Genomic DNA, 12,163 nt, shown 5'->3' with positions numbered 1-12,163 from the left:
TTACAAATATAAAATATCTCGCTCTATATACTTTTTTAATTATCCTTTATTTAACTTCTAAAGTTTAGTATTTTGTTACTTTTTTATGCTCCATAGGATACCATCAGCTTTTTGCAAAATCACCTACGCTATGCGGAAAAATAAAATAAGCAGTCCATATGAACAGCTTATTTAAATAATGTTCGTTATTGGAAGTCGTTTTAAAATTCTACATGTTTACTTTTTTATTGTTCTTACGAATAAACCACAACACCACCGTTAAAAATAATAAAAAAATCAGTAAAAAGAGCGGTATTTTTTGAATAAATAAAAATCCTTTCCAAAAATCTAACTTAGTACTATCAGGAGAATCTGTTGCCATCACACCTATAAAAAAAGACAACGGAATAGTAAGTATATTTATCCCTAAACCAATCATTACGAATGATAGATTTTTACTCCAGATTTTTGGTAATGCTGCCATAATAAATAAAACTAATGCGATACCAATTATAAGAAACAGTGACCCTAAATAAAATCCAAAATAAAATACAATATCCATAATAAATCCCATAATATCCCTCCAAGACTTTAATTGTACCATCAATAAGGGGAATTTTGGTTGAATATGATATTCATAGAAAGGTAACATAACGCAATATTATCGATAGCAAGAAAAAGGTGGATCCCTCCTCAAAAAAGGCATCCACCTATTCACTATTTACTTCTATACTTGTTTTGTTTTCTTTGTTAGTGCAAACTTCAAAAAAGCTGCAAGTAGTAGGAGCAGCGGTATTCCCTGAATAAAGAGAAATCCTCCCCAAAAATCAAGTTCAGTACTATTTGGAGAATCTGTTGCCATCACACCTATAAATAAAGCGACAGGAATTGTGCATAGATTTACGCCTAAACTGACCATTATAAATGTTAGATTTTTATCCTTTGTTTTTGGTGAATCAGAATTGAAGAATGAGAATACTGCTATTCCGATTATAAAATACAGTACCACATAAAGTTGATTAAGATATCCCATAATATTCCTCCGTTATCCTAATTGTACCATTAGCAAGGACAATATTGTGTAAATTTAGATGAATAGGATATTCATCCAAATTTAACATAACGAATATGTACAGAGATAGTAAAGTTGTTTAATTTACAATAAAGTCGTTTAATTGTTTCGTTAAGATTGTAAAGAAGTGTACTTATGCCAACGTGGCAGTTTAGTTGAATGAAAAATGTTATAATATTATTAAATTTTAAGAAATGTAGGGTGAAAAATGAAGAGTATTACAAGATTGATTCATTTCATCTTAGTAAGTACACCAATCCTAATTCTTAGTGGATGTTTCTCTAATTTCTCTAAAGATGATCTGAATCAACCAATACAAGAATATTTAAAAACAAACTATGGAATACAAGTTGGTTTTTCTGTTATTCAGACAAATAATAATTGGTTTGAAGGGATTGACCATCAAACTTATGTAGAAATGAAAAAGCCATATCGTACTTATCCGTTCCTAATGATTGAAAGAGGTACTTTAAAAATTTTAAATGATCACAGTGACGATATCTATCTTGAACAATTCAAAGGTGCATATATTGAGCAACATCCAGAAGTAGTTCAAGTAATGAAACAGATTATTAAAAAATATGGGTTAGTAAAATATTCCAATAAAGTTATCCCAGAAGAAAATGGTTCCATTCGTATATTTCCTTACGACAACATTGGGGTAAATGTATATAATCACCAAGACCTACTTGATAATTTTAAAAAGACCCAAAAGATAGATACTATTGAACTTTTACCTAAATTAATACCAAGTGACCTACAAGATAAAAATCGTAATGGCATGTATCTAGGTGTGGTGAATTTTCTATTTGAATTTGACATGAATAAAAATAAACATCCTATTCCAAAAGCCAAAGATCTAATTGAGGGCTTTCAAAAAAGTGGAATATTAACAAAAGGGATATACAGTATCGAAATGAAAGTAGATGATTCAAATCCTGATCACTTTCCCCACTTTATAGAACCAGAATATGATAATATTGCTTTGTTTGAAGTCGATGGAAATGGTAAATATACTATAATTGCTACTCCTAAAAGTGAGGATTTATATGATACTTACTATTATGGTGATTACGCAGCAAAAAAAAATATAGAATAGAATTTTAGGTTGAATTATCACAAAGGATTATTCACTTAATTCGGTAGCATGTAGTCTATTAAAAAGTACAATCTTTTCTTAAAACACTATAGAAACAACTATATTTTAACCCCGTCCTTAAATTAGAACGGGCTATGCTTGTGTTTGGTTTTAAAAATTTAGTAGATTTATTGTCCTTTTACACTTTAAATTAGAAACTGCTGTATCACAAATAAAAAGGATCCGATATGAGTATCAGATCCTTTTTCTCTTAGTATACTTATTTCACTGCCTCTTTCAATTCTTTTCCAGCTTTAAATGCAGGTGCCTTTGAGGCAGCAATTTGCATTTCTTCACCTGTCTGCGGGTTACGACCTGTTCGTGCAGATCTTTCACGTACTTCAAATGTACCGAATCCAAGAATCTGTACTTTCTCTTCATTTGCAAGAGCTGTTGTTATAGCTTCTAATACAGCTTGTGTCGCTGTCGCAGCATCTTTTTGCGTAAGTTCTGCTTTATCGGCAACTGCTTTTGTTAATTCTGTTTTATTCATTTTCTGCACCTCTTTATATATAATTTGGGATTATTATAACGTTCCTATACTCCTAGTGCAATTATTAATAACATATAAAGAAAGCTCCACATCACCACCGAGCAATAAAAAACAAATAGCCCAAATCGAAATTATAAGCCGTTTTTTCAAAAATACATGGAATCTTTATCCTGGTTTATTATAAAATTCTTAAGTTGATGGGAATGGATTAAGACTATGAAATATCATGCTATCGTATCAAATAACAAACATTAAATGGACTTTAAATTTAATTCTCAGCATATCTCTTTTTTACAAGATCTTCAATGTTAATTGCTTTTTTGATTTCTTCTGATGATAACCAGGAAATATAATTTGTTCCATTCTTATTGGTTAAATAGATATTATATTTTTTATTATATAGTTCTTCCTTAAGGATTGTGGTTACCTTGATTAAATCCTCAACTAAAGGTGGATTGTATTCTAATTCATTACTACTGGTATTAATAACCAAATTCACTTTATATGTCGGCCCATCGCCATCAGGCATATTTGAATAAGTAATACCTTCAATTGCAAAACGATCGTTTTGAATTTCATGTAATCTTTCTTCTACTTTTGTTTGAGTTTTAATCCAATTTTCCAAATAAATATCAATGGCATTGTTCATTGTTTTTTTCATTGCTAGTAACAGTTCTTCTTTTGTTACCTTTTTTTGCACATCTTTAAAAGGTTCACCTAAAGATTCACCAGTATGATCCTTAATTTCAATCTCTGCTATCTTTTTATTATTCTCCTGAATGAGTTGAAATAGAGCATATAAACGATTTAATTCTACTGAATTCAATTGGCTAAAGTCAATCTCGTTACTCATTTGCAAAGTTAATAATAATTCATTAGTTGGTTTTCCTTCATCTGGATCTTTACTATCTAAAATATATTGAAGAGCATTTTCCGTTTCAGATTCCACGTAGCCTAGTTTTTTCATTTCTTCTAGAGTTGGTTTAAACTTCTTATATTCCTCATATGTTTTTTTTCCATATTGGTATTCATCACCTACTGGATTTGAATAGAGGAGACCTTGTACCTTGACTCGGAATTTTAGATATTTGTTATTTTTTTCTTGCACAGTATGGTAGGTATTACCACCATTATTTTCATTTATCGAGCTCCAATCTGTTACAACAACATCAATACCGTGTTTTTCTTTTATATATTCTTGTATCTCGGCTCCATTTTCTTGATTACAACCACTTAGACATAAGAAACATACTACTAGCAATATTACATATTTCAAACTTTTCATATAAGTACTCCCTACGTAAGATATATTCTTGAATGTGCAGCACACTGCAAAACCTTCTTTTCTTTAGTCGTATACTTTAACTTTTATATAGTTTGAATCTTAAATCATTTAAGTTCCTGACGTTTCCAACTATATTGCTTGAAGCATTACAGTATTAAAATAAACAACTAATTTATTTTAAGGCCTTTCTCAATTCTATAAGCATATGGTTCATAGGGCTCATATCTAATACGTACATTCATATCATGATATCTATTTTACTATAAAATTTGGTTATATTATTAAAATATTCCTTTTTTATTTATTTGTCTCGCAGTATAGATGTTCCTTCTACTTCAATGAGGGAGGATTTATGGAAAGACCTTATACAATCTCAAATTATGCACTATATATAAGAAGAAAAATATGACCCAAACCATTACATTATGAAAGGTGTATATGCGCATAACTACATTTAAAATCCCCGATGATAATATTATACTAATATCAACCAAGAAGAATCCAACAAACTATAATTAATCAATACATTTTCTTTCATAGCATGTCAACGTAAAAAAAGACACTTTCTATTGTGTCTTTTTTTACGCTTTGAGATAAATACATTGAATCAATACTTATATTTAATTGGTTTTTAAAACAATTTTAATAACCATCTATCTGATATATGATAAATAGTTATTATATTTTTAAAGTGAGAATTAAAAACCTTATTAACTTTATACATCTATTACTTAATTATTAACTACTTTTTTTACATCCTCTACACTTACTGAAGTTGCTTCCGCTATGATTTCAACTGAAACACCTAAATTGAAAAAGTTTTGGATTAAATGAACTCTTTCTTGTTCTCTTGCTTTTTGATCAACCTCTAATAATTGTTGTAATAAATCTGTACTCATTATAAACACTCCTCTTAAATTTTTTAATAAAAAACCCTTAATTAACCTGGTTCTCTGTTTACATAGAACGTTTTTAAATAATAAAGAAGAGCTGGTGGATAAATCCACCAGCTTTCCTTTTCCTGCTATTCAATTAGAAGCTAACCGTCGCTGCTTCCTCTCCTGAACTAATCATTCGTTGTTCAATCTTTCCTAGCAGTTCCTTTATCTTATCTGAATAAAGTTTGACTGCTTTCGTAGATTGAGCATTCTTAAGCTCTTCTGTCCATTCTGCTAAATCTTCTTTTTCTTGATCATCTAGATAATCAAAAACTTCCTTTCGAGACATCGGGCTCACCTCAACTCAACTCACTTTATTTGGCCGTTACATAACCAAATCTCCTCATCTCTCTATTTCTATTTATACCAGATTACTCCTCTATTATTCCTTATTCTTTTTTTCGAGTTCGTTCAATTTCTTTGAAATCGACTGAACCTCGTCGGTTTTTACTTGTTCCGTTGCCAAGCGATTGTGCAGCAGGAAAGCTTGCCCTGAAATCCCAGCAAGAATACTCACCTTAAGAATATCCATCATTGTTTCAGGGTTAAACATTGCAAAACCAACGAGTGAAGCAATACTTCCTACAAACATCTCTCCCAAGAAACCCGGGTGAAATGCAAGCTTGCTCTTACGAGGCAACAAAAACTTTTTGTTTGTGATGTAATGACTAGCCAATCCTGAGATCATACCAGCCACAACTGAAACAATTACTGTAACCAACATAATATGCACCCCTTTTCGAAAAACTTTTGACATTGCAGCAGCAGTTTCTATTTAATAATTAGTTGCTATAACATAGCATCACCCCTTTCAGGCAAAAACAAATAACCTTCCAGGAAAATGAATTGTTTACACAATGAAATAAAGTAACATAAAGTTCCTTTTTGTGTAATTTCATTAACCCGAAAGGTTATAAGTAATTAGTGATATAAAAAAGAAAAAGAAAAAAATGCAACTAAATTATATCACATTGAAGTTTATTTTATCTTTAAATTCAGAAAATTTATTTTGTTATTTAACTTTCTCAGTTAACAAATCAAATTCTTTGATATCTTTACACTTTCTAATAATTCTAAAGCCTGATGGTTATTTAATTTTTTCAATCTCCCATCGATTATGCTATAGATTACACTACAATTTTTATAAAATCAGCCACATCTGATTCTCAATTATTCATTTCTAACAAAGAACTCTCGAATTCTTTGTAATTAAAGACGGCCACTTTGCTTATTATTTTCATAGTCGATATATCCACCTTTCTTAGAAAATAAAAAAGACAAGGAATTAATCCTCATCTTTTTCATAACTGCAGTTAATTTTTCTCTTCATAAACAACTATAACGGTTACAAGTGGTTGGCCTTGATCATTTCCACGATTAATGATCCCACCTGGTTTTATTTCTTTAACTATTTTTCCGTGATTAGCACAATACTTCAAAAAACTATTCACTTCTTCATCAATTCTTAATGCATCAGCAATAACAGTTCTAATTTGCAACATAACATATTCCTCCTAATAATTTATTATTTTAAATATGTAATCTCAGAAATTCGAAATCCATCTATTTCTAGTACATATTTAAATTCCAGGATTAAATCGTTTTGTTTTACCAAAAACAATCCTTTTTTTACTTTTGTAACAGTTCTTGGTTTTTCATAATTAAATAGACTTGGTTTACTTTTATAAGTAACTTTGTAGTTCTTATTTGCACTAAAATAGTCTGATGTAAATTCATCAGCTAATTCTGCAGTAGTTACATGATTTCCTAAAAACATTTCTAGTTCTTTTTTATTTTGATAAATGGTTAAGTGGCCGTTCTTATCAATATCATCAAATATTAATTTGAATTGCCCTCCTAAGTCATTAATCACATTTTGCGATAATTCTTTTTCAAACAAATGATCATATTGAATTTTTTCTTTCAAATCTTCTACTTTGATTGGAGTTAAAGCTTCTGTTTGAGGTTCATCCTTTATAAAGGTGTTATAAAAAACAAACATCATAGCTAAAACGCCTAACACTAAAAATAATCTCTTAATCTTCATAAAACCTTCATCCTTTCACAATGTGATGTTCTCCAAAAAACGCAAAAAAGCCCTTTTCGGAGTTATATTTAAAAAGAAAGTAAAAGTAAAAAACTTAAACTATCTTTGAAAATCGAAACCCCGAAAGGGCTATAGTAGTTATAGATATAAAAAATTGAAATTAAAAAAGGTATACTTAATTTTAACAAATTACAGCTGCAAAAACAATAACATTCAGAATTTTCAATCTATTAAATCTATGATATGATAAATATTATAAACCTTTAGAATGGAGTTTGATCTTAAATTGAAAAAACGTCTAATTTCTGTTTTTCCAATATTAATATTTATAATTGGCGTTACCTTACTTTTACTAAGACAGTTCGTTTTTTTTCCATATAAAGTTTCTGGAGTATCTATGGAAAACTCCTTATTTAATAATGACAAGGTTTTAATTAATCACTTCACCCATTCAATAGAAGATCTGCAAAGATTTGATATAGTTGTTGTTAATTCCCCCCTAGAAAACACTTCTAATAATAAAACTATTATAAAAAGAGTAATTGGTTTACCTGGAGATACAATAGAATATAGATCACAGCAGCTTTATATAAATGGACTTGTGGTAAAAGATCTATACGCAAAAGGGAAAACTGCTGATTTTTCATTAAAAAACATTTACGGTTTCGATAAGGTTCCGAACGATACAATTTTTGTATTAGGAGATAATCGCGAGGAAAGTTTAGACAGCAGATTTAAAGAAATAGGCTTTGTACCTTTGAATAATATAGAAGGCAAGGTGGTTCTACGCTATAAGCCCTTTGACAGACTTGATAAGTTTTAAGAAAGCTTTATTGTAGCAACCCTTATAAAAAAAGAATCCCAACTAATAGTGTTGAGATTCTTTACTTTTACTAAATTAACATTTTACTAAGGTCTTATTTAGCTACATCATTAGAATTTGATGCAAGCAATCCATTCCCCTGCTCTTTAGATGTTGTTTCTGCTGTTTTCTGCTCTGGTTTCTGCTCTGGTTTTTGTTCTGGTTTTTGTTCTGGTTTTTGTTCTGGCTTTTCTTTCTCAAGAACTACCACATTTACTGTTGCAGTTGAGCTGTTTCCTGCCTTATCGGTCGCCGTTACTTGAACTAATATAGCACCTGGCTTACTTGTATCATATGTTCCTACAGTTACTACTGGATTTGAATCTTTATTATCTTTTACACTCACTAGACTTCCTGGACTCAATTTATCTCCCACAGTTACGGTTACACCTTGTTTCGCTGTTATCACTGGTGCTTCCGTATCCTTCTCTTCTTCCTTTTCTACTACTTTTACTGTTACCGTTGCAGTTGAGCTGTTACCCGCATTATCAGTTGCCGTTACTTGAACTGATAAAGTACCTGGCTTACTTGTATCATATGCTCCCACTGTTACTACCGGATTTGAATCTTTATTATCTTTTACATTCACTAAACTTTCTGGACTCAATTTATCTCCTACATGTACGGTTAAACCTTGTTTTACTGTTATTACTGGTGCTTCTGTATCTTTCTCCTCTTCTTTTTCTACTACTTTAACTGTTACCGTTGCAGTTGAGCTGTTACCCGCATTATCAGTTGCCGTTACTTGAACTGATAAAGTACCTAGCTTACTTGTATCATATGCTCCCACTGTTACTACTGGGTTTGGATCTTTATTATCTTTTACTTCTACTAAATCTCCTGCATTTAAGCTATCTCCTACATAAACAGTTACACCTTGTTTCACTGTTATTATTGGTGCTTCTGTATCCTTTTCTTCTTCTTTTTCTACTACTTTAACGGTTACTGTTGTACTTGAGCTATTTCCTGATGCATCTGTTGCCGTTACTGTTACTTGAATTTCTCCTGCCTTACTTGTATCGTACGCTCCCACTGTTACTACTGGGTTTGGATCTTTATTATCTTTTACTTCTACTAAATCTCCTGCATTTAAGCTATCTCCTACATGTACAGTTACATCTTGTTTTGCTGTAATTACTGGTGCTTCTGTATCCTTTTCTTCTTCTTTTTCTACTACGTTAACAGTTACTGTTGTACTTGAGCTATTTCCTGATGCATCTGTTGCTATTACTGTTACCTGAATTTCTCCTGCCTTACTTGTGTCGTACGCTCCTACTGTAACTACTGGGTTTGGATCTTTATTATCTCTTACGTCTACCAAATCACCTACATTTAAGCTATCTCCTACATAAACAGTTACACCTTGTTTCGCTGTAATTACTGGTGCTTCTGTATCTTTCTCTTCTTCTTTTTCTACCACGCTGACGGTTACTGTTGTACTTGAGCTATTTCCTGATGCATCTGTTGCCGTTACTGTTACTTGAATTTCCCCTGCTTTACTTGTATCGTACGCTCCCACTGTTACTACTGGATTTGGATCTTTATTATCCTTTACTTCTACTAAATCTCCCGCATTTAGACTATCTCCTACATAAACAGTTACACCTTGTTTCGCTGTAATTACTGGTGCCACTGTATCCTTTTCTGGTTTTGTTGTACCACCATCGTTACCATCTCCACCCGTTGGTGGTTTTGTACCGCCTCCACCATCGTTACCATCTCCGCCTGTTGGTGGTTTTGTACCGCCTCCACCACCGTTACCATCTCCGCCTGTTGGTGGTTTTGTACCGCCTCCACCATCATTACCATCTCCGCCTGTTGGTGGTTTTGTACCGCCTCCACCATCATTACCATCTCCGCCTGTTGGTGGTTTTGTACCGCCTCCACCATCATTACCATCTCCGCCTGTTGGTGGTTTCACTTCCTCGCCACTAGTGTTACCAGAAGTAGGTGGCTTTTTATCATTATTAATTGGAGGTATTGAGTTATCTGCAATAGCTACACCATCATTAATATTTAGATCGCCACCAAATACAAAGTTCTTACTATCCTTATTATCCGAGACAGAAGGATTGTTTGTTGCTGATGCTATTGAAGTATTTAAATCTGAAAAACGATTATTTGATTTATCACCGTCAATAACTGACGCTAAGTTTCGATCAGAGTTTATAGCTGCGGTTGCAATTGAATCAGTTAAGTCATCAAATTTCTTTTTGGTTTTGTTATTTTCAATGATACCGGCTAAATTTTGGTCAGAGCTTCGTTTTGCATTATCAATGATTTCATCAAAATCATTAGTATTTAGATTTTCAGTCTGTTCATTCTTACTTTCTTCTTTTTTCTCATCTTTTTTCTTTTCTTTTTCATTATCCTTTTTCTTTTTAGATACTGATGCTGTTTTAGTGCTCTTCTTCTCAGAAGAAAACAGTGAGCAGCCTGTAACTACCCCAACACTTAAGGTAGTTACAGTAGTCGTAAGTAACACTTTCTTTAAAATTTTCGAATAATCTAAAGGCACAATCAATTCCTCCCTATTACCTAACCTGCACTTATAGTTGCTACAGAAGTAGCAGAACTATTAGGTGTAGAATTATTAATTTTTTCGAGTAAATCTTTATTTCCAACCTTTTGAGCAAACTTTTTAGCTTCCTCAGATTTATTTAATTTCAAATAACTATTAACAATAATTCCTTCTCTTCTGCCATCTAGTGGCACTTGATCTCTTAATTTGATAACTTCTTCATGTTTGTTATCTAATGCAGCAATTTCAAAATTAATTAGTGGATTTTTTGTTTTTAATTCTTTTACTTTTTTCAAATTATCTACAGCTATATAATATGAAACTACTGATTCTGCAAAATCTTGTTCTAAGTCAATTGCCTTCTGTGCTTTACCACTTAATAGATACGTAAATAAAACCGCCTTTTTATCTTCTTTTCCTAATTTTTTATAATCGACTTTATCAAATTCCAAGGCAGCATCTTGATATTTTTGAACTGCAGATAACCTTAACCCATTTATTAGATTCGCATTAACTTCTAAACTATTTACATTATTTGCAGATGCAGCCTGTGAATTTTTCATATTGCTAAAGGCAAAACCTGCTACTACTAATAAAACAATTGATGCGACTCCTATAATAGCGTACTTATATTTTTTCATATTATTTAAGATTCCTTTTTTATCGATTGCGACTTTCTCTTCTTGTTCAAATTTAGTTTCATTTTGTTGATTTCTTTCATTATTTAAATTAATTTCATCACTTTCGGTTTCGCTTTTAGCTACAACTATTTTTTGTCTCTTTTGTGCATCTTTTATTTTCTTTTCTTCCTCTAGTCTTCTTTTTCTTACTTCCTCAAGTTTTTTCTCTTCTTCCTTCCGTTGTGCTTCTGCCTGTTTTCTTGCTTCTTCCTCTGCTTTTCTACGCGCTTCCGCTTCTGCTCGTTTTCTTGCTTCTTCCTCTGCTTTTCTACGCGCTTCCGCTTCTGCTCGTTTTCTTGTCTCTTCCTCTGCTTTTCTACGCGCTTCCGCTTCTGCTCGTTTTCTTGCCTCTTCCTCCGCTTTTCTACGCGCTTCTACTTCTTCACGTTCCCTTGCTTCTTCCTCTGCTCTTCTTCGGGCTTCCGCTTCTGCCTGTTTTCTTGCTTCTTCCTCTGCTCTTCTTCGGGCTTCCGCTTCTGCCTGTTTTCTTGCTTCTTCCTCTGCTTTTCTACCCGCTTCTACTTCTGCCTGTTTTCTTGCTTCTTCCTCTGTTTCTTTTATTTTTAAATCATTTTCAGAAGTGCCTGCCTGTTTTTGAATTGTAGTAATCCAATCAAGAGCTGGGTTACTATTTGAGGATTCATTTTTAGGTAAATTTACATTTACACTTTCTTCACGTTGGTTCTGCGGTTGTTCTGAATGCTCTTGTTGTATTTGCTCACTTACTGGATCTTTATAGACATCCTCATACTGTTCTTCTTCCTCTGCTAGTAATCGCTCTCGTCGTTCTTTTTCTTGTCTGATTCTTTCTTTAATTACGTTTTTTTTCTTATTATTTTGCATATAACAACAATGGCCTCCTTTCTATCAGTACCTCATTAATGAGAGTAATTAAATTATTTATCCTTCATAATTAATCATGAGATATTTCCACAAAAAAACTAAGGAAAAATAAAGATAATATTATTTTTTTAAGCCTGATAAATCAAAAAAAGGATAAATGGGCTGCACCCGTTTATCCTTCTCTTTATTTTACATCTATTAAGTTTATAGTCCATGTTATCCCCTTAATACATCACTTTATTTCCAACTTTTAGATAGAAAAAGATAAAGAACAATTATAACACTTAATGTTCAGATATATAAAA

13 protein-coding genes are annotated in these 12,163 nt (G+C 32.0%); 2 read left to right on the top strand and 11 right to left on the bottom strand.

Annotation, left to right across the window (positions count from 1 at the left end; translation table 11 throughout):
* Positions 1–208: 208 nt before the first annotated feature.
* Together MR115_RS22325 and MR115_RS22320 are read right to left on the bottom strand one after the other, a co-directional pair.
* Positions 209–541 carry a hypothetical protein gene (locus MR115_RS22325; protein ID WP_242242846.1) on the bottom strand — a complete coding sequence of 111 codons (333 nt, stop codon included), beginning with the start codon at positions 539–541 and terminating at the stop codon, positions 209–211.
* Positions 542–706: 165 nt separating this feature from the next.
* A complete protein-coding gene (locus MR115_RS22320) occupies positions 707–1,012 on the bottom strand; it encodes a hypothetical protein (RefSeq protein WP_242242824.1) in 306 nt (101 codons plus the stop codon).
* A 247-nt stretch (positions 1,013–1,259) separates the two neighbouring features.
* Here MR115_RS22320 and MR115_RS22315 point away from each other — a divergent pair, with 247 nt between their 5' ends.
* Positions 1,260–2,150 carry a hypothetical protein gene (locus MR115_RS22315; RefSeq protein WP_242242823.1) on the top strand — a complete coding sequence of 297 codons (891 nt, stop codon included), beginning with the start codon at positions 1,260–1,262 and terminating at the stop codon, positions 2,148–2,150.
* Between the two features lie 259 nt (positions 2,151–2,409).
* On the opposite strand, the gene MR115_RS22310 is transcribed toward MR115_RS22315, so the two are convergent.
* The 7 genes from MR115_RS22310 to MR115_RS22280 form a co-directional block, all read right to left on the bottom strand.
* Positions 2,410–2,682 carry an HU family DNA-binding protein gene (locus MR115_RS22310; RefSeq protein WP_242242822.1) on the bottom strand — a complete coding sequence of 91 codons (273 nt, stop codon included), beginning with the start codon at positions 2,680–2,682 and terminating at the stop codon, positions 2,410–2,412.
* 268 nt (positions 2,683–2,950) lie between these two features.
* On the bottom strand, positions 2,951–3,967 hold the full coding sequence (locus MR115_RS22305) for a hypothetical protein (RefSeq protein ID WP_242242821.1): 1,017 nt from the start codon (positions 3,965–3,967) through the stop codon (positions 2,951–2,953).
* 731 nt (positions 3,968–4,698) lie between these two features.
* Positions 4,699–4,866: a hypothetical protein gene (locus MR115_RS22300; RefSeq protein WP_242242820.1), complete on the bottom strand. Its 168-nt coding sequence runs from the start codon at positions 4,864–4,866 to the stop codon at positions 4,699–4,701.
* Positions 4,867–4,999: 133 nt separating this feature from the next.
* Complete coding sequence (locus MR115_RS22295) at positions 5,000–5,194, bottom strand: hypothetical protein (protein WP_000087398.1); 195 nt, start codon at positions 5,192–5,194, stop codon at positions 5,000–5,002.
* 93 nt (positions 5,195–5,287) lie between these two features.
* Positions 5,288–5,629: a DUF4257 domain-containing protein gene (locus MR115_RS22290; RefSeq protein ID WP_242242819.1), complete on the bottom strand. Its 342-nt coding sequence runs from the start codon at positions 5,627–5,629 to the stop codon at positions 5,288–5,290.
* A 589-nt stretch (positions 5,630–6,218) separates the two neighbouring features.
* Positions 6,219–6,407: a hypothetical protein gene (locus MR115_RS22285; RefSeq protein ID WP_000939330.1), complete on the bottom strand. Its 189-nt coding sequence runs from the start codon at positions 6,405–6,407 to the stop codon at positions 6,219–6,221.
* Positions 6,408–6,430: 23 nt separating this feature from the next.
* Positions 6,431–6,952 (bottom strand): peptide ABC transporter ATP-binding protein, encoded by a 522-nt coding sequence (locus tag MR115_RS22280; RefSeq protein ID WP_242242818.1) that lies wholly within the window; start codon positions 6,950–6,952, stop codon positions 6,431–6,433.
* 286 nt (positions 6,953–7,238) lie between these two features.
* On the opposite strand from MR115_RS22280, the gene lepB reads away from it, so the two are divergent.
* Positions 7,239–7,775 (top strand): signal peptidase I, encoded by a 537-nt coding sequence (gene lepB, locus MR115_RS22275; RefSeq protein WP_242242817.1) that lies wholly within the window; start codon positions 7,239–7,241, stop codon positions 7,773–7,775.
* Between the two features lie 94 nt (positions 7,776–7,869).
* Here the strand turns inward: lepB and MR115_RS22270 are convergent, their stop codons facing one another.
* The gene (locus tag MR115_RS22270) at positions 7,870–10,332 is read right to left on the bottom strand and encodes a DUF5011 domain-containing protein (RefSeq protein ID WP_242242816.1); all 2,463 of its coding nucleotides are present in this window, start codon (positions 10,330–10,332) and stop codon (positions 7,870–7,872) included.
* Positions 10,333–10,352: 20 nt separating this feature from the next.
* Positions 10,353–11,858 (bottom strand): cell envelope integrity TolA family protein, encoded by a 1,506-nt coding sequence (locus MR115_RS22265; RefSeq protein WP_242242815.1) that lies wholly within the window; start codon positions 11,856–11,858, stop codon positions 10,353–10,355.
* Positions 11,859–12,163: the final 305 nt, after the last annotated feature.

It is taken from the genome of Bacillus cereus group sp. BfR-BA-01309 (genome assembly GCF_022664315.1).
In the GTDB taxonomy this organism is placed as follows: domain Bacteria; phylum Bacillota; class Bacilli; order Bacillales; family Bacillaceae_G; genus Bacillus_A; species Bacillus_A mobilis.
This window is presented reverse-complemented; position numbering and strand designations above follow the sequence as displayed.